24 protein-coding genes are annotated in these 20,547 nt (G+C 38.8%); 16 read left to right on the forward strand and 8 right to left on the reverse strand.

Going from position 1 to position 20,547, the window contains the following annotated elements:
* Positions 1–111 precede the first annotated feature (111 nt).
* The 7 genes from moaA (at position 112) to J500_RS04535 (ending at position 5,444) form a co-directional block, all read left to right on the forward strand.
* On the forward strand, positions 112–1,152 hold the full coding sequence (moaA, locus tag J500_RS04505) for a GTP 3',8-cyclase MoaA (RefSeq protein ID WP_004998027.1): 1,041 nt from the start codon (positions 112–114) through the stop codon (positions 1,150–1,152).
* Positions 1,153–1,154: 2 nt separating this feature from the next.
* Positions 1,155–1,406: a MoaD/ThiS family protein gene (locus J500_RS04510; RefSeq protein WP_004987846.1), complete on the forward strand. Its 252-nt coding sequence runs from the start codon at positions 1,155–1,157 to the stop codon at positions 1,404–1,406.
* Between the two features lies 1 nt (position 1,407).
* On the forward strand, positions 1,408–1,905 hold the full coding sequence (locus J500_RS04515; protein WP_004998025.1) for a molybdenum cofactor biosynthesis protein MoaE: 498 nt from the start codon (positions 1,408–1,410) through the stop codon (positions 1,903–1,905).
* Positions 1,906–1,940: 35 nt separating this feature from the next.
* The gene (moaCB, locus tag J500_RS04520) at positions 1,941–2,864 is read left to right on the forward strand and encodes a bifunctional molybdenum cofactor biosynthesis protein MoaC/MoaB (protein ID WP_004998023.1); all 924 of its coding nucleotides are present in this window, start codon (positions 1,941–1,943) and stop codon (positions 2,862–2,864) included.
* Positions 2,864–4,087: a molybdopterin molybdotransferase MoeA gene (locus J500_RS04525; RefSeq protein ID WP_004998022.1), complete on the forward strand. Its 1,224-nt coding sequence runs from the start codon at positions 2,864–2,866 to the stop codon at positions 4,085–4,087. The genes moaCB and J500_RS04525 overlap by 1 nt, the downstream gene beginning before the upstream one ends.
* Before the next feature lie 15 nt (positions 4,088–4,102).
* A complete protein-coding gene (modA, locus tag J500_RS04530) occupies positions 4,103–4,864 on the forward strand; it encodes a molybdate ABC transporter substrate-binding protein (RefSeq protein WP_034698449.1) in 762 nt (253 codons plus the stop codon).
* Between the two features lie 94 nt (positions 4,865–4,958).
* Positions 4,959–5,444: a winged helix-turn-helix transcriptional regulator gene (locus J500_RS04535; RefSeq protein ID WP_004987835.1), complete on the forward strand. Its 486-nt coding sequence runs from the start codon at positions 4,959–4,961 to the stop codon at positions 5,442–5,444.
* A gap of 11 nt (positions 5,445–5,455) precedes the next feature.
* Here J500_RS04535 and J500_RS04540 read toward each other — a convergent pair whose 3' ends face one another.
* Positions 5,456–6,835 carry a PLP-dependent aminotransferase family protein gene (locus tag J500_RS04540; protein ID WP_034698451.1) on the reverse strand — a complete coding sequence of 460 codons (1,380 nt, stop codon included), beginning with the start codon at positions 6,833–6,835 and terminating at the stop codon, positions 5,456–5,458.
* Positions 6,836–6,972: 137 nt separating this feature from the next.
* Between J500_RS04540 and J500_RS04545 the strand changes: the two genes are divergently transcribed.
* Positions 6,973–7,854, forward strand: coding sequence for a DMT family transporter (locus J500_RS04545; RefSeq protein WP_004998014.1), 882 nt, complete (start codon positions 6,973–6,975; stop codon positions 7,852–7,854).
* Positions 7,855–7,868: 14 nt separating this feature from the next.
* Here the strand turns inward: J500_RS04545 and J500_RS04550 are convergent, their stop codons facing one another.
* From J500_RS04550 to tusD, 4 genes are read right to left on the reverse strand one after another with little or no spacing between them, the layout of a single operon-like run.
* The gene (locus J500_RS04550) at positions 7,869–8,180 is read right to left on the reverse strand and encodes a TusE/DsrC/DsvC family sulfur relay protein (protein WP_004987826.1); all 312 of its coding nucleotides are present in this window, start codon (positions 8,178–8,180) and stop codon (positions 7,869–7,871) included.
* Positions 8,181–8,203: 23 nt separating this feature from the next.
* Complete coding sequence (locus J500_RS04555) at positions 8,204–8,485, reverse strand: hypothetical protein (protein ID WP_004998010.1); 282 nt, start codon at positions 8,483–8,485, stop codon at positions 8,204–8,206.
* Between the two features lie 12 nt (positions 8,486–8,497).
* Positions 8,498–8,848, reverse strand: a complete 351-nt coding sequence (locus tag J500_RS04560) for a hypothetical protein (protein ID WP_004998009.1) — start codon at positions 8,846–8,848, stop codon at positions 8,498–8,500.
* A 45-nt stretch (positions 8,849–8,893) separates the two neighbouring features.
* Positions 8,894–9,262 (reverse strand): sulfurtransferase complex subunit TusD, encoded by a 369-nt coding sequence (gene tusD / locus J500_RS04565; RefSeq protein ID WP_004987820.1) that lies wholly within the window; start codon positions 9,260–9,262, stop codon positions 8,894–8,896.
* 73 nt (positions 9,263–9,335) lie between these two features.
* On the opposite strand from tusD, the gene galE reads away from it, so the two are divergent.
* From galE to J500_RS04585, 4 genes are all read left to right on the forward strand, one after another.
* Positions 9,336–10,343, forward strand: a complete 1,008-nt coding sequence (gene galE, locus J500_RS04570; RefSeq protein ID WP_004998005.1) for a UDP-glucose 4-epimerase GalE — start codon at positions 9,336–9,338, stop codon at positions 10,341–10,343.
* 117 nt (positions 10,344–10,460) lie between these two features.
* Complete coding sequence (gene fumC / locus J500_RS04575) at positions 10,461–11,855, forward strand: class II fumarate hydratase (protein WP_004998003.1); 1,395 nt, start codon at positions 10,461–10,463, stop codon at positions 11,853–11,855.
* A gap of 88 nt (positions 11,856–11,943) precedes the next feature.
* The gene (locus J500_RS04580; protein ID WP_004987815.1) at positions 11,944–12,435 is read left to right on the forward strand and encodes a hypothetical protein; all 492 of its coding nucleotides are present in this window, start codon (positions 11,944–11,946) and stop codon (positions 12,433–12,435) included.
* 141 nt (positions 12,436–12,576) lie between these two features.
* Positions 12,577–13,179, forward strand: a complete 603-nt coding sequence (locus J500_RS04585) for a nitroreductase family protein (RefSeq protein WP_004998000.1) — start codon at positions 12,577–12,579, stop codon at positions 13,177–13,179.
* Positions 13,180–13,233: 54 nt separating this feature from the next.
* Here the strand turns inward: J500_RS04585 and J500_RS04590 are convergent, their stop codons facing one another.
* On the reverse strand, positions 13,234–14,898 hold the full coding sequence (locus tag J500_RS04590; RefSeq protein ID WP_004997999.1) for a phosphoethanolamine transferase: 1,665 nt from the start codon (positions 14,896–14,898) through the stop codon (positions 13,234–13,236).
* A gap of 129 nt (positions 14,899–15,027) precedes the next feature.
* Positions 15,028–15,957 carry a LysR family transcriptional regulator gene (locus J500_RS04595; protein WP_004997996.1) on the reverse strand — a complete coding sequence of 310 codons (930 nt, stop codon included), beginning with the start codon at positions 15,955–15,957 and terminating at the stop codon, positions 15,028–15,030.
* Positions 15,958–16,049: 92 nt separating this feature from the next.
* Here J500_RS04595 and J500_RS04600 point away from each other — a divergent pair, with 92 nt between their 5' ends.
* From J500_RS04600 to J500_RS04615, 4 genes are read left to right on the forward strand one after another with little or no spacing between them, the layout of a single operon-like run.
* Positions 16,050–17,291, forward strand: coding sequence for an acyl-CoA dehydrogenase family protein (locus tag J500_RS04600; protein ID WP_004997995.1), 1,242 nt, complete (start codon positions 16,050–16,052; stop codon positions 17,289–17,291).
* A 28-nt stretch (positions 17,292–17,319) separates the two neighbouring features.
* Positions 17,320–18,441, forward strand: a complete 1,122-nt coding sequence (locus tag J500_RS04605; RefSeq protein WP_004997990.1) for a phosphotransferase family protein — start codon at positions 17,320–17,322, stop codon at positions 18,439–18,441.
* Positions 18,438–19,136 (forward strand): histidine phosphatase family protein, encoded by a 699-nt coding sequence (locus tag J500_RS04610; protein ID WP_004997987.1) that lies wholly within the window; start codon positions 18,438–18,440, stop codon positions 19,134–19,136. Before J500_RS04605 ends, J500_RS04610 begins: the two co-directional genes overlap by 4 nt.
* A gap of 12 nt (positions 19,137–19,148) precedes the next feature.
* Entirely contained in the window at positions 19,149–19,892 is a 744-nt protein-coding gene (locus J500_RS04615; protein ID WP_004997986.1) for an SDR family oxidoreductase, read from the forward strand.
* Positions 19,893–19,943: 51 nt separating this feature from the next.
* On the opposite strand, the gene J500_RS04620 is transcribed toward J500_RS04615, so the two are convergent.
* Positions 19,944–20,387 carry a GNAT family N-acetyltransferase gene (locus J500_RS04620; protein WP_004997985.1) on the reverse strand — a complete coding sequence of 148 codons (444 nt, stop codon included), beginning with the start codon at positions 20,385–20,387 and terminating at the stop codon, positions 19,944–19,946.
* Positions 20,388–20,547: the final 160 nt, after the last annotated feature.

Consider the following 20,547-nt stretch of genomic DNA (forward strand, 5'->3'; position numbering starts at 1 on the left):
ATGGAATACTTTATTACTTATAGCGGTTTAAGTGACACAAAGTATAAACCTGATTTGTTAATCAATCATGAGATAATCAATGCGTTCACACGATGACAAGAGTATAAATACATGAATGGAATCGTTTCGTTAAACCCATCGATTTTTCAGGATCAATATGGGCGCAATAAACGGAAACTTCGAATTTCCGTTACGGATCGTTGCAATTTCAAATGTGTGTATTGTATGCCTGAACATCCAGAATGGATGAAAAAACAAGATTTACTGAGTTTCGAAGCACTCTATCAATTCTGTGATTTTATGGTGCAAAACGGAATCGAAAAAATCCGTATCACAGGGGGAGAACCCCTTATGCGTTTAGGGGTGGTTCATTTTATCCGTGATTTACAAAAACTCAGAGTTAAAGGTTTAAAACGAATTTCAATCACGACCAATGCGCACTATCTGAAAAAATATGCACATGAATTAAAACTTGCAGGTCTGGATGATCTCAATATCAGTCTGGACAGTCTTGATCCCGAACAATTCTTATTTTTAACCAAGAAAAAATTAAAACCCGTGTTAGATGGAATTGCTGCGGTACAAGACGTGGGTTTACCCTTTAAAATTAATACTGTGTTGATGAAAGGTAAAAATGATGACCAGATTTTACCGATGGTCAACTGGGCAAAACAGCATAAGATTCCACTTCGATTTATTGAGTTTATGCCGTTAGATGGTGATCAACACTGGACACAAGCCGATGTGGTTACCGAACAGGATATTCTTAATACCTTATCCAGTCAGTTTCAAATTCAAGAATTACAACAGGAACATGAGCCCGCCCGATTATATCGCCTAAATGATGAATATGATGTCGGAATTATTTCCACCATTAGCCATTCTTTTTGTGGTGAATGTGATCGTATCCGTCTAACGGCTCAAGGGGAGCTATATAACTGCTTATTTGCAAGGCAGGGTCTTATGCTTAAACCCTTACTGGATCAATTGGTCACTGAAAAGGATGAAGTGATCAGGCAGGTAGCGAATCAAGCGTTGTATCAGCAAACTTCAACTTATATCTGGCATAAAGCCAAAGGTTTTCATAGCCTCAACCAGCAAACACAAAATCAACAACCCCGCAAAATTAGTATGCACATGTTAGGAGGATAACCATGTCGGGTATTCAGGTCACAATTGACGCTTATGGTGCGATTGAACGCCAACTTCCTCCGCAATTAGTATTGGATTATCCAACTGAAATTTTGGTCGGTGATGTGCTAGATCAAATCAGCCAGCAATATCCACAAGCAGAAAAGGCCTTGGAACGATGTGCCTGTGCAATTGGTGAGGATATTATTCCGCGTCAAACCACGTTAAAACATGATTGTACGTTAGTGCTTTTATCACCTGTGGCTGGAGGTTGAGATGAAAGAGTTTCAGCGGGTACAGTCACAAGATTTAAGTTTGGACAGTTTTGATTCGATTAGCGAGTTTCCTGAATGTGGCGGAATTGGGATTTTTCAGGGAACTGTGCGTAATCATCATGAAGGGCGAGCAGTAACTGCCTTAAAATACACATCTTATACACCAGTTGCGGAAAAGATGATTCGTCAGATTGAGCAGGATATTATCCAAAAATACGGGGTGCCTTATGTGAGAGTCATTCACCGAATTGGTGCTTTGGATATTGGAGGAACAGCCATTATTGCAGTGGCCTACGCAGCACATCGCCGTGAAGCCTTTCAAGCCTGTGAAGAAGCCGTAGAGCGAGTCAAACATGAAGTCCCCATCTGGAAGGAAGAGTTTTATACAGATGGAAGCAGTCAATTTGTAGAAGGGTGTTGTATCCGTAAAGATCATGACTCAATCGAGCATACTCATACCCATTCAGCACATCATAAACATCATCAGCATTCACATTGACAACATTAGCATTAACGTTATTTACGGAAATTTAAATGAAAAACGTAGGCATGAAACCTGAAAGTTATCGAATTGCCGAAGCTCAAGCGATCCTATATGCGCCACCACACTGTATTGAGTTATTACGTCAGGGAAATACTGAAAAGGGCGATGCACTGAAAACAGGTCGTATCGCAGGGATTTTAGCAGCAAAACGTACCGATGAATTGATTCCGCTATGTCATCCGTTACCCATTTATCGTGCCGAAGTTGAATATGAGTTACATGAAAACTTTGTAGAAATTTTAACAACGGTTGAAACCATTGGGCCGACTGGGGTCGAAATGGAAGCATTAACTGCCGCTAGTATCGCGGGTTTAACGTTATACGATATGCTCAAACCCCATTGTGAACCCGAAGATCTGGTGCTAGATCAATGTAAGTTACTGAAGAAAAAAGGCGGAAAATCACATTTCAAACGGACATTACGTCAGCCTGTTTCTGCTGCTGTGATTGTATTGTCTGATACCGTAGCGGCGGGGAAAAAACCTGATACCGCTGGCAAATCTGTTTTTGATACATTGACAGAGGCAGGCTTTACCCCAGTTCATTACCAAATTTTGCCCGATGAGTCTGATCAGCTCAAAGATTTGGTTTTAGAATTAAGCAAATCCTATGCGTGTATTATTACAGTGGGGGGTACAGGCATTGGAAAACGAGATATTACCGTAGATACCTTAGAACCTCTGCTCGAACGTAAACTTGATGGTCTAATGGAAGCAGCCCGTGCCTTTGGTCAGCGCCGTACTCCTTATGCTGCAATGTCTCGTGGCGTTGCAGGATTTATCGATCGTTCTTTGGTCATGACTTTACCGGGAAGTCGTGGTGGCGCTTCAGAATCTATGGCAGCACTTTTACCGGCAATTGTGCATATTTTTGATGTTTGCCGTGATTTACCACATCCTGGAGGTTATGAGTAATGTCGGCATGTGGTTATGAACAAGGTTTGATCACCATAGATGAGGCAATTCAATATATTTTGCATACGCCCAAAACTTTGCCTACAGAATCTATTGCACTAAAAAATAGCCTAAGCAGGTATTTGGCTGAAGCCGTTTATTCTCCTGTGAATTTGCCCAGTTTTGATCAAAGCGCCGTGGATGGTTATGCTTTATGTTCAAATCAAACTGATGCAAAAGATCAGAGTTTTAAACTGATTGGTGAAATTAGGGCAGGTGAGGAAAGCAGCTTAGCTTTATCTGAGGGACAAGCAACTCGTATATTTACGGGTGGAAAAATTCCTGAAGGCACCACGACTATTGCTCGACAGGAAATTGTAAAAAAGATTGATGATCAAAATATCCAGATTGTAGAAAGTCTGCAAACAGGAGTTGATATTCGCCGTAAAGGGGAAGAGGTTAAGCAAGGGCAATGTTTGGCGGATACTGGGCATTATATGAATATCGGGAGTCTTGCTGCGCTCAGTATGGCAGGTGTTCAGAGTGTAACAGTATTTCAGCAACCAAAAGTTGCAGGGGTGGTTACAGGGGATGAGATTGCTCAATCACCAAATAGCCTAAGTAATGCTCAAGTCTTTGATGCCAATGGACCTTTATTGGAAAATTGGCTTAAACAATATGGAATAGATGCACATGTGATTCATGTTGAAGATCAAGCAAGCTCTGTGACAGCGCTGTTTGAACGTTTGAAGTCTGAATATGATGTGATCATTACCACAGGTGGTGTCTCAGTCGGGGATTATGACTTTGTACGTCCATGTTCAATGGACGTCGGCTTTGAGCAAATTTTTTGGAAAGTCAAACAGAAACCAGGTAAACCACTTTTTTTTGCTAAATATGAACATCAGCAAAACAACTGCTACTTACTGGGATTGCCGGGAAATCCTGCTGCGGTCTATGTGTGTATGCAGATCTATGGAAAACTATTGTTGGATGCCTTACAAAATAAACGTGAATCACCATCAGGATTTACAGCACGGATTACACATGACCTAAAAGCAGATCACCGTGAGCGTTTTTTACGCATGCTTGCAACTTTTAATCAAAGCACACTTGAAGTCAGTGCTTTAAGCAAGCAACAATCACACATGCTAAGCAATCTTATGCAAACCAACTGCTTAGTGCGTATTCCAGCAGCGAAACAGATACAAGCAGGTGAGTTGGTAGATGGTCTATTTATTTAAAAACAAAGGTTAATCATGTTAAAACAATTTGGTCTATTTTGCTGCTTATGCACCACGGCATCCTTCACTTTGGCGGGTGAAGTAAACGTGTATGCAGCACCAAGTTTAACAAATGCACTTACTGATATTATAAAATTATATCAACAGCAATATCCTGACAGTAAAGTGACTCCCGTATTTGCAGATCCAGTGACAATGGCAAAGCAAATGCAACAAGCAAGTCGTGCTGATCTTTATATATCGACGGATAAAAATAGTGTGCAGGCTTTAAATCAAAACAAGCTGGTGACCAAAAAGCGTGCCAAATACTTGATGAGCGATCAATTAGTTGCGATCACTTCTGTCAATATGGATATCCCATTTGGTCAGTCTAAACAGTTTAATTTTGCTCAAGTATTCAAAGGAAATTTGTGTACAGCTCAACTAGATACGAGTGCTTTGGGACTTTATACCAGACAAAGTTTGACTTATTTAGGTTGGTTTTCAAATTTACAGCAACGGATTAGTCAGAAAACGGACAATACAAGCCTTTTAAATGCCGTTCAAAATGGAAAATGCGAGGTTGGCATTACTTTTCAGACAGATGCCCTAACCAGCAAAAAAGTAAAAATGATAGGGATTTTCCCTGCAAAATCACATGATCCCATTGATTACTATATAACTTTGACGACGCAGGGTGAAAAAAATAAAAACGCAACACAGTTTGAGCGTTTTATTTTTACCAGTCCCAAAGTAAGAGCATTATTGCTCAACTACGGTTTTAGCAACAAAAAATAGTCTGGTGAATTGATCGAACATATGATTATGACTAGCTATTTTTATGTAATGAGTCGTATGATTAAGGACACGCTAAATATATTGGGGAGCAGTGATGAAATGGGATGATATTGGTGAACAGCCATGTTCAATCGCTCGAACATTATCCATTATGGGTGATCGTTGGACGATGCTTATTTTGCGTAACTGCTTTTTAGGGACTCGCCGTTTTGATGATTTTCAGTCACATTTAGGGGTGACCCGACATGTATTATCAGAACGCTTAAAGCGTTTAGTTGAACACGATATATTAGTCAAAACTCCTTATGTTGATCGACAGGAACGTTTTGAATATCGGTTGACTGAAAAAGGAATGGAGCTTTATCCTGTTCTTTTGTCTATGGCAAATTGGGCCGATAAATGGATGGATGATGGAGCAGGTGCGCCGATGTTATATCATCATAAAAATTGCGGGAAAATCTTTAAACCTATTTTGACATGTTCAGAATGTGGCGAAGAAATTCAAGCTAAACAAGTTTTGGCTAAACCAAGTCCATTATATGTTGATTACCTACGACAAGCCCAAAAGAAGAAGGCTTAACCTCAGACTGGTTAAGAACGGGCATTGTTCATCGCTTTTTCTAAAATAGCAAATGCATCTGGGTGCATGCACTGTGCAACATTAAATCTTAAAAATTGCTGGAATCGATCTGATTGACTAAATGAATTTCCTAAAGCCAGTATCACACCATTTTCATTGCAATCATCAGCCATTTTTTTTATATCAACATCAGCAGGTAATTCACACCAGAGAAAAATACCTGCTTTAGGTATGATCCACGGCTTTATTTCTAGTTTCTCAAGCATTTCGATGGCGATTCGCATAGATTCTGATAACTTAATTTTGAGTTGTTCCATATGTTTACGATAACCACCATCAGTTAACGCTTTATATAAAATTTGTGCTGAGAAATGACTATGACTGAAACTGGTCGCAACTTTTAAATCAACTAAATGATCAATCCATTCCGCTTTTGCCACTATATAGCCACAACGCACTGAAGCTGATAACGTTTTAGAAAAACTGCCAATATAGATACTGTGTTTAAGACCATCTAAAGCACTAAACCGTGGAGAATGTGCTGTTTCAAAATCCGAAAATATATCATCTTCAATCACAATCATATTGGCTTGTTCAATTAAAGAAGCCAATTGATGTGCAGTCGGTTGAGATAGAGTGGCACCAGTTGGGTTGTGAATACCCGAGTTAGTGATATAAAGGCGCGGATGATGTTGCTCAATCGCCTGTTTAAAGGCTTCTATATCAGGGCCTTGAGGTGTATAGGGAATACCAATAATTTTAACCTGATGGACTTTGAGTAAAGCCCGAAAATTAAAATAACATGGGTCATAAACCAATACCACATCATCTGGCTTTAATAAAAATCGACAAATCAAATCGATCGAATATGAACCAGAGTCGGTTAATAAAACTTGATCAGGTGTAACTTCAATACCTTTGCTATATAAGCGCCTTGCCAATAATTCACGTAAACCTAATAGACCCAAAGGTGAGGAATAATTTACAAGCTCATAGATTGGGCTTTTAGATGCATCCCGAATGGCTTTGCGTAAACTTTCATGGGGCATCCAGTCGTCAGGTAACCAACCACATCCCAATTTTATCAAGTTAGGTGGAGCTTCCAGTAGCCGACGAGAAATCCATATCGGATCCAGATTTTTTTCTCGAACAGGTTCAATATTTGAAAGAATAAGCGGTTCAAGTGGCGCACAGACATAAAAACCAGCACCCGCCCGAGATTCAATAATGCCCATAGATGCCATACGTTCATAAGCTTCAACAATCGTTGACACTGAATAATGAAGCTGTTTGGCTAAAGTTCTGACTGATGGTAAACGCATACCGGGTGTCAAGCGCCGACTTTTTAATTGTGTGTCAATGTAATCAATTACCTGTTCAATTTTGGTCATGGCTTATCACACTATTACATTTCGGCTGTACTGGAATTTTACCCAATACAGTTACTTAAAATTGTATTGGATTGTCTCTATGCAAAAACATAACACAGAATTATAAATACAGTCATGAAAATAAGAGTAATTGGGATATGAATCCGCAAGTTTTGGCTTGGTGCAGTGGTTTAGTTGGCGTTATTATTTTTTCTGGCTCATTGCCTGCGACCCGTATTGCTGTTATGGATATGAATCCGTGGTTCTTAACAGGCAGTCGTGCTGTGATTGCGGGTGTGATTGCTGTCATTTTATTAAAATATCTCAAGGTCAACCGACCCGATCGACAGGATAGTATCGGACTCGTGTACGTGACTTTAGGTGTGGTGATTGGTTTTCCATTGTTCACTGCACTGGCATTGCAATATATCAATGCATCTTACTCAATCGTTTTTGTGGGATTATTGCCTTTAAGTACCGCAATTTTTGCTGTGATTCGCGGTGGCGAAAAACCCAAAGCTATTTTTTGGGTTTTTTCATTATTGGGAAGTACATTGGTACTCCTTTATATCTTTTTGCAAGCTACGCCAAACTCTGAATATCATTCTAGCCAGTTGCTTAGTATTTTATTTATGTTTGTAGCAATTATTCTCTGTGGATTAGGGTATGCAGAAGGAGCAAAGTTATCTCGAAAAATAGGCGGTTGGCAGGTGATCTGTTGGGCTTTGGCGATTGCTTTACCCATTATGCTCATCATTATGATTTTGAGTTATTCAACCGAAACCCTTAATCATCTTTCTTTATCATCGCTGTTTGCATTACTTTATGTATCTCTATTTAGTATGCTCATCGGATTTTTCTTTTGGTATTATGGTTTGGCTCATGGTGGGATTGCAACCGTGGGTCAATTACAACTGTTACAACCTTTATTTGGACTGGGTCTGGCGGCATTGTTATTGCATGAATCTGTCAGTTGGATCATGCTTATCATTACGCTTGGCATCATTGCTTGTGTAGCATTTGCCAAAAAGTTTGCCTGAACAGAGCTAGCAAGTTATAAACAATTTGCAGGTTTAGGTATGCCAGCTAACCGACTTAGATGACGAGCAACCAAACCTGTATGAAATCGTTGTTGCAGCATGGCATTATCAATTTCAGGGCCAACCGTTTTCATTAAGTATTTAATCAAAGGACGAGTGGCAGGGGAATGCCCAAACTGTTGATAAAACTGGCGTACAGCGTGTAAAACCTGAAAATGCCAATCTGTTAATTCTAAATCCAAAGAGCTCGCGAGTTGTTGGGCAACTTGATTATTCCAAATGGTATAATCGAGCAGATGTCCATCTTGATCAAGTTCTAACTGCATAAAATAGCCTAAGCAAAAATCAATTATTTAAGAGAAATACAACGTTGAAACTGTAAAACTAAATCCGCAAATTGCGCATAGTCTAATATAGTCAAATTGGAAACTAAATCAGGATTTAACAACATTTGTTCAGTCTCTAGGCAATAACATGAAGAAAAAAGTTCTATATCTGTTTGATTTAAAATGGCAACAGATTCACCTAAAAAAACAACATGGTCATGTGGACTGTATATCTGCTTAAGTTTGGCTAAAATACTGTGTGTTGCAGTGGCAGAAGATTGAATTAAATAAAGTGTATGATCCATGACAGCATTTCCTTACCAATACAAAACATAGTTAAAAGATTGAATAAACTCTGCATTAAATTCAATAAATTCAATGTCCTGTTGGCTTTCCCTAACTAAAGGATGATTCTGCAATCTGGACTCAATCAAAATGGGGCTTAGATCATAAAATTCAAAACTTTCAACCATATTGGAAGCGGGTTTAAAAGCATGTTTGAGTTGATCAAATACAACATTTGAATTTAACAGACTTAAAGCAGCATCTTGTAAAAGTACTTTTACTGGGCTGCCAAATGTCGCTAAAACCATCGTCGCCGATAGGCTTTCATTAATCTGTAAAGCACCTAAGTTTGCCTGTGTTAAAATCACGAGTACAGTTTTCACACAATATACCTTTTAAAAGCAACACTCTAACAATACAAAACGTGTTTAGAATTGAACAATACGTGCAGATGATTGTAAGGCATCAGCAAGTTCACCAAGCCCAACCAATTCAAAACCCTGTGCGAGGTTGGAGTTAGATAATTGATGCCGTTTCGCATTTTCTTGATCTGTAATCCCGCGGTTCAGTGCGGCGCTTACACAAACGGGCAAACGAATCGATAGTTTTTGCCATTCATGGGTTAAATGGCGTTGATCATCGGGAAACCATTGCAAACTGTTTGCAACTTGCACAGCATCTTGGTAAAAGAAAACATGAAGTGTTTCACCTTTTGTGTGGAGTGCTTGAGCTAATTCAAAAGCATGCCATGCATGAATAGATGTAGGAGCAGAAGTAATTAACAGTAATGTACTCATTGAAATTTCACTTTGGTCATGAGTCTGGTCAGGAATTGAATCATACACATCGTAATAAGTAGGTAAGTATACAATGATTTTGGTGACAGGTGGTTTAGGCTTTCTCGGTTCACATATTGCTTTGAGTCTGATGGCACAAGGTCAAGAGGTTATTTTAGTCGATAATCTGGCCAATGCATCCTTACAAACATTAGAACGGCTGGAATATATTTCAGGAATGTATGTTCCCTTTGTAAAAGTGGATGTACGAAATACACCTGCACTAAATAAAGTATTTGAGCAATATTCGATAGATGCTGTGATTCATACTGCGGGTTTTAAATCTTTGGAAGAGTCCAGATTGAAACCGCTTGAATATTATAATGATAATGTTAGTTGTATTATGAGTTTGCTTCGTTCCATGCAACGTACGGGTGTACGCAGATTTGTTCATCTTTCAAGTGCAGCAGTCTACGGCAAAAGTGGAACAGTATTAGCTGAGGATGAGTTTTTTAATTTCAGTTACGATAATCCTTATATCAAGTCGCAGCAAATGATTGAGGAAATCATTCGGGACACCATCAAGACGGATAATGAATGGAAAGTTGCCATACTCCGTCTAAGCAATGTGGTTGGTGCATTTGAACATGGGGTTCTGGGTGAAAATGTAGCACCATTACCGAAGAATATTGTGCCTTTGGCATTGCAAGTGGCTGCCATGCAGCGAGATTCTTTGGAACTATATAAAAATGTCGAGACACAAGACAAAACGGTAGAGCGAAGTTTTATTCATGTACTGGATGTTTGTGAAGCAGTATTTGCAAGTTTATATTGGTTAAATCATCAGGATCATTGTTGTGAAAGTTTCAATATTGGTCATGAACATCTGACTTCAATTGAAGCTTTAATTAAGGCGATCAGTGAAGTCACCCATGCTCCGATCGAAACGTATGACGCTTCATATACTTATGACGAACTTGCACAGTTAGGTGTTGATATTTCAAAAGCAGAACAAATACTCAACTGGAAACCAAAACGCAATTTGGAAAAAATGATTGAAGATGAATGGCGGTTTTATCAAAATACATTAAAAGGCCAATAAGAAAATGATTCTTATTTACAAAAATGCACAGGTTGATTAGTATCTTGCCACTAGCCAAGCAATGTAAACGTAATTGCTCCAGCCCGTATTGTCTTAAACAACATGAAAGAGGTTTTTATGCAAACTCGAATTGAACATGACACCATGGGTGACGTTGAAGTCCCAAATGATGCACTTTGGGGTGCCCAGACGCAACGTAGTTTGCAAAACTTTAAAATTGGTCAGGAACGATTACCACGCGCGATGATTCGTGCAATGGGCTTAGTCAAAAAAGCAGCTGCAATTACCAATGCAGAATTAGGACAACTTCCTCAAGATTTGAGTCAATATATTGTGGGCGCTGCTGAAGAGGTGATTGCAGGGCAGTGGGATTCTCAATTCCCCTTAGTGGTTTGGCAGACAGGTTCTGGTACGCAAAGTAATATGAACTGTAATGAAGTGATTGCCAATATTGCCAATCAAAAATTGGGAAATGCACTCGGTTCTCAGTCACCTGTCCATCCGAATGATCATGTCAATCGCGCGCAATCGACCAATGATTCATTTCCAACAGCAATTCATGTGGCAGCTTCTCTGCAAATCAATGAACTGTTAATTCCAGCAGTAAAAAGTTTAAGAGAGACACTCCAAAAGAAATCAGATGAATTTGCTGATATCGTAAAAATTGGTCGTACTCACTTACAGGATGCGACGCCTCTGACTTTGGGGCAGGAATTTGGTGGTTATGTTTCTCAGTTGGATCATGGCTTGAAACGTTTACAACAAGCACTCGAAGGTCTTTATGAGCTTCCTCTTGGTGGTACAGCTGTAGGTACAGGCTTAAATGCGCATCCTGATTATGCGGTTAAAGCTGCTGCGCAATTAGCGAATTTGACTGGTCTGCCGTTTGTGACTGCTCCGAATAAGTTTGAAGCTCTGGCGGGTCGTGATGCTGCTGTATTTGCATCAGGGGCATTAAAAACTCTGGCTGCAAGCTTAAATAAAATTGCTAACGATATTCGCTGGTTAGCCAGTGGCCCGCGTTGTGGTTTTGGTGAAATTCGCATTCCTGAAAATGAGCCTGGTTCAAGTATCATGCCGGGTAAGGTCAATCCTACTCAAAGTGAAGCCATGACCATGGTGGTGGCGCAAGTATTAGGTAACGATACCACCATCAATGTCGCAGGTGCATCAGGTAACTTTGAACTGAATGTGTTTATGCCTGTGATTGCATTTAACTTATTACAGTCGATTCAGCTATTGGGCGATGCATGTAATAGTTTCAATGAGCATTGCGCAGTTGGCATTGAGCCAAATAAAGAAAAAATTGATTATTTTTTACACAACTCTTTGATGCTCGTGACCGCTTTAAACCCTGTCATTGGTTATGAAAATTCTGCAAAAGTGGCTAAAACTGCTTATAAGGAAAATAAAACCCTGAAACAGGTTGCTGTAGAGCTAGGCTTAGTGACTGCGGAGCAGTTTGACGATGTCGTGAAACCTGAACAAATGGTATTTCCTAACGCGAAATAAGTCGAAATAAACACATCAGCAGTTTGTATCTGATCTCGATGTGCGTACAATATATGCCTCTTGATATTAACTGCTGATGAAATTTACTATGATCGATGTCTATTTAACAGATGTTCAAAAACATATTCAATTTAATGACTATCCAAGTGAACAACCTGTTAAATTCCTCATTAATCTCAAAAAAATCTTTCCAAGTACCGCAGAATTATTGTTACCTGTTTTACCTGAAGATAATAATCTGGAAGATGTCACATGGGAATCGACTTCGACAGATTTTGAAACTTTTAAAAAGTTGTTGGAAGCATGGGGCATTATCGAGCTACGTTTAAATGCTATTACTGCATTTAAAGATAAAGAATTTGCCAATCAACTGGTTAAAAAAGCGCAGATTAGACGTAAACAAGTCTCTATAAAACAAGCCCAACTTTCACTGGTTGATCTTGATTACATTTTTATTCATGAGGTACATAGTTTGTTGGACGCAGAACTTATTGAAATCGGTGAAAGTTTTTATTTACCCACATTGCGCCAACTTTGGAAAAATGAAGTTTCTGAACAGGTTTTATTTAGTAAATTTTAATTATTATTAATAAATCAAAGCATTATTGAATTTTTTCTAATGAAATAATACGACGAAATGGTATAAAAAGTGCTATAAAGAAAGTGAAACACGGTTTTCACTTTCTTAAAATTTTGTTGTATCTCATCAGGAAAATATACAATGTCAAATACTTTTCTTCCTTTATTGCAAAATCGTCGTACGATTTACGCGATTGGTAAAAATCTCTCTCAAACACCAGAACAACTGACTGATTTAATTCAGGAAGCAATTCGTCAAAGCCCATCATCTTTTAATTCCCAATCATCGCGTGCCGTTATTTTGTTGAATGATGAACATGAAAAATTTTGGAATTTTGTCAAAGAAAAATTACGTGAATATGCAACTGATGATGCAGCCGCAGCTAAAACTGATGCAAAAATGGATAGCTTTGCTGCGGGCGTTGGCACTGTTTTATTTTTTGAGGATCAAGAGGTAATCAAAGGCTTACAAGAGCAGTTTGCATTGTATGCAGATAATTTTCCAGTTTGGTCTGAACATTCAACGGCAATGGCACAACTCGCAGTGTGGGCAGCTTTGGCTGCTGAGAATGTTGGGGCTTCTTTGCAGCACTACAATCCGATTGTGGATGATAAAGTACATGCGGAATGGGAAGTTCCAAGCAGTTGGAAACTTCGCGCTCAATTGGTATTTGGTTCGATCGAAGCGCCAGCAGGTGAAAAATCATATATTGATGATGCAGCACGTTTCAAAGTATTTAAATAAAACCTGTGGTGAACCGAATTTAGATGGTTCTAAATTTGGTTCATAATTTATAAGTTAGTCCTGAACGACCTGACATTGATCCAGCATATTAAATTTAGAATCCATTACACTGGTTTTGATATCCAGTAATGACAGAAGGGTTGGGAACAAATTATCCTGACTTAAGTTATGATTTTTTTGAGACTTTAAACATTCAACCTGAGTGTTTTGTGTAGATTTCCAATCATTTGAAAACCACATGAACATTGGAATATGTGTTTGCTGTGATGGTGCAAGCGCGTAAACCGTACCATGCAGATAAATCCCATTTTCACCAGTCGATTCCCCATGATCGGATAAATACCAAAGCGCTGTCTGATAATGTTTGTTTTTATCAAGACTTTGAATCATTTTACTTAAAATATGGTCAGTATAAACGATGGTATTATCGTAACTATTGATGAGCATCTGGCGATCACAAGTTTGAATTGCACTGGTTTTACAAGTCGGCTGAAATGGAGAAAACTCAGGCGTGGTGCGATTATAATAAGCAGGGCCATGACTACCACGCTGATGCAACACGATCAACTGTGGGGTTCTATCCTGATGTGGGATGGATGCCAAGTAACGTTGTAAGCTCATGAGTAAGACATCATCCAGACAAAAACCATCATCGCGACAATATTGCTTCTTGAGCTTTTTACTAATTTTAATGTTATTAACTCGATCACAAGCACCTTTACAACCAGAATCATTATCAATCCACGTCACTTTATAGCCTGCACGTTGCGCGATATCGAGTAAACCTTCACGATGAACCGCTAGATTTGCATCATATTGTTCTTTAGTCATGCCTGAAAACATGCAGGGGACGGACACTGCTGTAGCTGTACCACAGGAAGTTACCTGACTAAAATTAAGTAGATTTTCTATTTGTGCTAATTGGGGAGTGGTATTTCGCGTATAACCATTGATTGAAAAACTTTCTGCACGTGCGGCTTCACCGACCACTAAAACCATTAGTTTGGGTTTAGACGTTTCAGTTTGCGATACAATGATTTTTGCATCTTCACCAAATCTAACCAAAGGTAAGTTTTTTTTATGTAAATGATGAAAATATTTATAACTTGAAGTCAAAATATTATCAGGGGAAATCAACTGGCGAATATCTTTATGTTGCCGAAAAATATTAGTAAAATTTAAATAGTTACTTAATACTAAAACCAATAATATGATAAAAGAAACAATAACATAAGATGATTTTTGAATCAGATTCTTTTTAAAAGAAGGGTATTCAATAGGTATTAGACAAACGACTAAAATCGGTAAAATAACCATTCCTATACTCCAGAGCGAGAAAGGAAGGGTCATCAGTTGTTTGGTTTCAGCCAAATCTGTCTGCATGACATTTTGAATTTGTTCAGGAGAGATATAAGCTCCTAATTCATTACTAAAATAAGCACTGAGTCCACCTAATAAAATCAACACAATAGCAATGGGTTTTGCTGTCCATTTCCAGCCAAAAAACTGAAGATAAAGGTTGTAATAAGCGCTCAAACAGATGGCTACGATGCCTATCCACACACAAGCAAACCAGCTAGTAAAGCCTGAGAAAGTATGAACCTGTTGGTAAAAACGAAAATTTAAAGCGAGTGCCAACCACAAGGCTATGATTAAATTAAAGCAGGCAAGTGAGATTTTGGGGAGAGATGCTTTAATTCGGTGAGGAAAATGCAACATAAATCAGCACCAAATGTGAATCATGCAATTTAGGAAATACATCTTAAAATTATCTTAATTTAACTCGATCAAAACGGATATAGCACGATAAATAGGGTTCAAATTAAAACGAGATAACATTAAAATAGCCTAAGCAAATAAATTGATAATCTCTTGTTTTAAAAACTGATATCTTAAATTTTCCTCCAAATCATAATTAAAAAACATTCCAATATTTATCAGTGGAAAATGAAAAGGCAATTCATGAATATTCAAGTTTTTTGCATAAAATAAATGCTCCAAAAGAGTCTTAGGCAAGGTCAACATAGCCAATGGATTTTGCTCAAGAATTTGTAAAGCAGTGGAATAATGCTGGCAACGTAAAAAAATGCGTCTCGAAATATTATTTTGACTCAAATAGACATCTTCAAGTAATACGCCTCTACGTCTCGACGAAACCCCGATATGCAGCGCAGACTGATAGGATTGTTTAGTCACTTCAAGTTGTTGGGTACAAATCACATAACGGTCTGTGACTAAGCGCTGAAACCCAATGTGTTGCGCGAGATTATTTTCAAGGTCAATTACAAAATCTAGTTGTTGAGTCGAAAGATCATTTTGTATGGTTTTTCGATTCAGTTTAATACTACTAAACTGAATGTCTGGAGCAATACGTTGAAAATGATCGATTAATTTGGGAAAAATTAATGGTTCAATTTCGTCATGAATTGCTATTTTAAGAGTTTTAATGAGACTTGGGTCAAAATTTTGTTTTTGTTGACTAATACTTTGAATTGAAAGTAACGCAGTCTTAATAACAGGATAAACCCGCTCAGCAAAAGGCGTCGGTAGCATTTTATTGCCATGACGCACAAAAATTTCATCGTTTAATTGTAATCTCAAACGTTGTAATGCATGGCTTGCCGCTGATTGGCTAACAGATAGACTCGATGCTGCATGAGAAATACTTTTTTGTTCAAAAATTGCAACAAACAGTGGATATAAATTGATATCAATGCGATGAAATAGCCCAAGATCTAAAAAAGAATTGCGAGGATTAGAGTTATGAATAGGATTCATAGTTTGATATTCAATAAAATCATTTCATGCATAATAAATTTGAGCGTATGTTCAAGTAAAGCGAAATAACACACTCATTTTAAGGAATCATCATGTTTGAGCTATCCGAACGTGCACAGGATTTTATTTCAAAAACAAAAAGCTTTATTGAAAATGAAATTGAGCCCATTGAGGCTGATTTTTGGCATGAAGTGCGTACTCTTAATCCAGACGGGAACTGGAAAAATTGGACATGGCCTGCACAGCTTGAAATATTAAAAGATAAAGCCAAGCAAGCGGGTTTATGGAATATGTTTCTACCTGACCCTGAACTTGGTGCAGGTTTATCTGTACAGGAGTATGCCCATATTGCAGAGCTTTCAGGACGTAGTTTGCTTGCACCTACGGTATTCAACTGCAATGCGCCAGATAGTGGCAATATGGAAGTTTTATGGCGTTACGGTTCTGAGCAACAAAAACAGCAATGGTTAATGCCTTTACTCGCAGGAAAAATTCGTTCAGTCTTTTGTATGACTGAGCCAGCGGTTGCTTCTAGTGATGCGACCAATATGCAAGCGACTGCGGTGGTTGATGGCGATGAAATTGTTTTAAATGGTCGTAAATGGTGGTCATCAGGTTTAGGTGATCCAAATGCCAAAATCATTATTTTTATGGCGCATACGCCTGATGAAAATAAAGATCGCCACCATCAGCATTCCATGGTACTGGTTCCAGTCGATACCAAAGGCGTTACAATCGAGCGGATGCTACCTGTATTTGGTGATTACGACGCACCACATGGCCACGGTGAAATTAGTTTTGATAATGTACGTGTGCCTATTGAAAATTTTATTGGTGGGGCTGGTCAGGGTTTTGAAATTGCGCAAGGCCGTTTAGGACCAGGACGTATCCATCACTGTATGCGTTGTATTGGCGCAGCGGAAAAATCACTGGAATTAATGATCGACCGTGGTATGTCGCGTAAAGCTTTTGGCAAAGAATTATTAAAACTGGGTGGTAATCTAGAGCGGGTCGCAGAAGCTCGTGTTGCGATTGATCAGGCAAGACTTTTAACCTTATATGCTGCCTATAAAATGGATACATTAGGAAATATGGCGGCATTGACTGAAATTTCAGCGATTAAAGTGGTTGCACCAAGTGTGCTTGAAAAAGTCGTCGATATGGCAATACAGCTACATGGCGGTGAGGGAGTGTCCAAAGATACACCTTTGACTGGATTCTTTGCTCAGGCACGTAGTTTGCGTTTAGCAGATGGCCCTGATGAAGTACATAAAGGCATGATTGCTAAACTTGAATTGGCAAAGCGTGGTTATAGCACGAGAAAAAAAGCATAAAGTTAGATTTAATATTAAAGGAAGATATATGTCGATCATTGATATTGGCGGTCAGGTTCGAGAGGGTGAGGAGCTGAATGTTGTGGCCGTTGAAAACTGGCTTAAACAACAAGGCATTGTATTGGCTGGGGAAGCTAAAGTTACTCAATATACAGGAGGCGCTTCGAATTGGACCTATCGTTTGCAATATGACAATCTAGATCTGATTTTACGCCGACCACCTGTAGGAACTAAAGCCAAGTCAGCCCATGATATGGCGCGTGAATATTTGGTACAAAAAAACTTAGCGCAGTCTTATCCCGTTGTCCCTGAAATGATTGCTCTTTGTCAGGACGAGTCTGTCATTGGCTGTGATTTCTATGTGATGAAACGTATCGAAGGGATTATTCCCCGTGCGAAACTGCCACCTGAGTTAAACTTTTCTGAGCAGGATGTGCATGCGTTATGTATTAACGTATTGGATAAATTAATTGAATTACATCAAGTGCCTTATCAAAACACGCCACTTGCTGAAATTGGTAAAGGTGAAGGATATTGTCGTAGACAAGTTGAAGGCTGGGATAAACGCTATGAAAAAGCGAAAACCATCAATGTGCCTTCTTTTCATTATGTAAGAAAGTGGTTGTTTGATCACATTCCTCAAGATTCAACCACTTGTATTATTCACAATGACTGGCGCTTTGATAATGTGATTCTTAATCCTGAACAGCCAACTCAGGTGATTGGGGTACTGGATTGGGAAATGGCAACACTGGGTGATCCACTGATGGACTTGGGCAGTGCTTTGGCGTATTGGGTCGAAGATAGCGACAATATGATTTTTAAGTCGACACGTAGACAACCGACCAATCTAAAAGGCATGTTCACGCGAAAACAAGTGGTTGACTACTATCTGCAAAAAACAGGTTTAAGTACTGAAAACTGGACCTTTTATGAAGTATTTGGTGTATTTCGATTAGCCGTGATTGCACAGCAAATTTATTATCGTTACTTCCATAAGCAAACTCGAAATCCTGCATTTAAAGATTTTTGGATCGTGATTCATGCTTTGCATATTCGTGCCTTAAAGTTGATTGCACAGCAAAAAATACAAGATTCAGAAATTGCCCAGAAATATTTAGATAAAGTGCAAAGGGTGTTAAAAAAATGACCACCATCTATTTAGTACGTCATGGTCAGGCTTCTTTTGGCAAAAGCAATTATGATGAACTATCTCAAAACGGTGAAGCTCAAGCCACCTTACTAGGTCGTTATTTTAAAGATATTTTAAAAGAGCAGCCATACGTTGTTGCGGGTACGATGCAACGTCATTTGCAAACGGCACAAGGCACACTCAAAGAAAGTTTTCCAGAAACAACCATCCATACCGATGCGGGTTGGAATGAATTTAATCATCAACAAGTGTTTGCGCAGTATGAACCTCGCTTTAAGCAACCTGAATTACTCAAGGCTGATGTAGCCAAAGAAGCTAACCCTCGTGCGTATTTAGCTAAAATCTTTGAAGGCGCAATTACTCGTTGGACAGACGGTGAATTTCATCATGAATATGATGAGTCTTGGCCAGATTTTAAGCAGCGTGTAGAAACAGCATTGCAAAAATTATGTGATGAGCTTGCGCAAACGAAACCCAGATACGCTGTCGTTTTTACTTCAGGCGGAGTCATTTCTGTCGCTGTTGGAAAAATCATGGAGTTGAGCATCAATCATACTTTTGCATTAAATTGGGCGATTGCCAATACCAGTTTAACGACCTTGAGATTGGTTGGAAATGAACCGCAACTTCTAAGTTTAAACGAACATCATTTTATTAAAGCAGTTAACCCAGATCTGCTGACATGGATATAAAAGGATTTTATCATGGCAAAAACGATTTTAATCACGGGAGCAAGCTCTGGACTTGGAGCAGGCATGGCACGAGAATTTGCAAAGAAAGGCTATAATCTTGCGATCTGTGCCCGACGTTTAGAGCGATTACAGGAACTTCAAACGGAACTGCAAAGCGAATATGGCGTCAAAGTGATTGCAAAAATTTTAGATGTCACAGATTACGATCAGGTATTTGAAGTTTTTAAAGCTTTTAAACAAGAATTTGGTCAATTAGATCGAATTATTGTCAATGCAGGTGTGGGCAATGGTCGGCGGATTGGTAAAGGCAACTTTGAAATTAATCGAGCGACCGCTGAAACCAATTTTATTTCAGCACTGGCGCAATGTGAAGCTGCTGTTGAAATTTTCCGTGAACAAAAATCAGGGCATTTGGTGGTGATTTCATCCATGAGCGCGATGCGCGGCCTGCCAAAACACCTTTCAACTTATGCAGCCAGTAAGGCAGCAGTGGCTCACTTGGCTGAAGGCATCCGTGCTGAATTGATTGATACGCCCATTAAAGTTTCTACCATTTTCCCCGGATATATTCGTACCGAGTTAAATGAAGGCGCTAAACATTTGCCATTTGAAGTCGATGAAAAAACGGGATCACGTCTTTTGGTTAAAGCTATTGAAAAAGAACCAGTGAAAGCTTATGTCCCGCAATGGCCGTGGCTGCCAATGGGGATTGCCATGAAAGTATTGCCATTAAGACTGGTCAATAAATTAGGCTAAAATATCTAGGAGATAGCATTAAATTTTATGCTATCTCTTGGTTTTTTTAGATTATTTGAATAATTTTCGGTATTGAATAAAACCAGTTTGATCTGCAATACGATCATATAACATCCGCGCCTGATCATTATTTTCCTGTGTTAGCCAATAAACACGCGAACAATGATTTTTTTCGGCCTCTGCATAAACGGCTTCAATCAGCTTGCGCCCTAAACCAGACGCTCGATGTTTGGGATCAACAAACAAGTCCTGTAAATAACAATAATTTTTAATGGTCCATGTGCTACGATGAAAAATATAATGTACCAATCCAATCAATTGTTTTTCTTGATTTTCTATAACTAAACAATATACAGGTTCTCGCGCATCCTGAAATCTGTCAAACGTGGTTTTGGTTATCTCATCAATGATCGCCGCCTTGTAAAATACCTGATAACCTTTCCATAGATGAAGCCATTCATTGAAATCATTTTTTGTTACTGGACGTATGTTCATTATCTTCTCTCAATAAGTATCTTTTGTTGTGATTTAAGTTTTGGATTTCACTTAAAATAACCATCCTTGTATCAAAGCAAGCATTTCAACAATATTCAAATTTTTCTTAACGCATTCATTGCACAAATTTTAAATTGCCAATTTTTTATTTTTAAGATGT

Origin of the sequence: Acinetobacter sp. 479375, from assembly GCF_000581715.1 — a bacterium.
In the GTDB taxonomy this organism is placed as follows: domain Bacteria; phylum Pseudomonadota; class Gammaproteobacteria; order Pseudomonadales; family Moraxellaceae; genus Acinetobacter; species Acinetobacter ursingii.

Coding starts and splice junctions, on each gene's coding strand:
- J500_RS04585 (WP_004998000.1), top strand. CDS start 12,577: ATGTCAAATACTTTTCTTCCTTTATTGCAAAATCGTCGTACGATTTAC.
- J500_RS04540 (WP_034698451.1), bottom strand. CDS start 6,835: ATGACCAAAATTGAACAGGTAATTGATTACATTGACACACAATTAAAA.
- J500_RS04620 (WP_004997985.1), bottom strand. CDS start 20,387: ATGAACATACGTCCAGTAACAAAAAATGATTTCAATGAATGGCTTCAT.
- J500_RS04590 (WP_004997999.1), bottom strand. CDS start 14,898: ATGTTGCATTTTCCTCACCGAATTAAAGCATCTCTCCCCAAAATCTCA.
- moaA (WP_004998027.1), top strand. CDS start 112: ATGAATGGAATCGTTTCGTTAAACCCATCGATTTTTCAGGATCAATAT.
- J500_RS04610 (WP_004997987.1), top strand. CDS start 18,438: ATGACCACCATCTATTTAGTACGTCATGGTCAGGCTTCTTTTGGCAAA.
- J500_RS04615 (WP_004997986.1), top strand. CDS start 19,149: ATGGCAAAAACGATTTTAATCACGGGAGCAAGCTCTGGACTTGGAGCA.
- J500_RS04600 (WP_004997995.1), top strand. CDS start 16,050: ATGTTTGAGCTATCCGAACGTGCACAGGATTTTATTTCAAAAACAAAA.
- J500_RS04580 (WP_004987815.1), top strand. CDS start 11,944: ATGATCGATGTCTATTTAACAGATGTTCAAAAACATATTCAATTTAAT.
- J500_RS04605 (WP_004997990.1), top strand. CDS start 17,320: ATGTCGATCATTGATATTGGCGGTCAGGTTCGAGAGGGTGAGGAGCTG.
- J500_RS04595 (WP_004997996.1), bottom strand. CDS start 15,957: ATGAATCCTATTCATAACTCTAATCCTCGCAATTCTTTTTTAGATCTT.
- J500_RS04550 (WP_004987826.1), bottom strand. CDS start 8,180: ATGCAGTTAGAACTTGATCAAGATGGACATCTGCTCGATTATACCATT.
- tusD (WP_004987820.1), bottom strand. CDS start 9,262: ATGAGTACATTACTGTTAATTACTTCTGCTCCTACATCTATTCATGCA.
- modA (WP_034698449.1), top strand. CDS start 4,103: ATGTTAAAACAATTTGGTCTATTTTGCTGCTTATGCACCACGGCATCC.
- fumC (WP_004998003.1), top strand. CDS start 10,461: ATGCAAACTCGAATTGAACATGACACCATGGGTGACGTTGAAGTCCCA.
- J500_RS04510 (WP_004987846.1), top strand. CDS start 1,155: ATGTCGGGTATTCAGGTCACAATTGACGCTTATGGTGCGATTGAACGC.
- J500_RS04555 (WP_004998010.1), bottom strand. CDS start 8,485: ATGGATCATACACTTTATTTAATTCAATCTTCTGCCACTGCAACACAC.
- J500_RS04515 (WP_004998025.1), top strand. CDS start 1,408: ATGAAAGAGTTTCAGCGGGTACAGTCACAAGATTTAAGTTTGGACAGT.
- moaCB (WP_004998023.1), top strand. CDS start 1,941: ATGAAAAACGTAGGCATGAAACCTGAAAGTTATCGAATTGCCGAAGCT.
- galE (WP_004998005.1), top strand. CDS start 9,336: ATGATTTTGGTGACAGGTGGTTTAGGCTTTCTCGGTTCACATATTGCT.
- J500_RS04535 (WP_004987835.1), top strand. CDS start 4,959: ATGAAATGGGATGATATTGGTGAACAGCCATGTTCAATCGCTCGAACA.
- J500_RS04525 (WP_004998022.1), top strand. CDS start 2,864: ATGTCGGCATGTGGTTATGAACAAGGTTTGATCACCATAGATGAGGCA.
- J500_RS04545 (WP_004998014.1), top strand. CDS start 6,973: ATGAATCCGCAAGTTTTGGCTTGGTGCAGTGGTTTAGTTGGCGTTATT.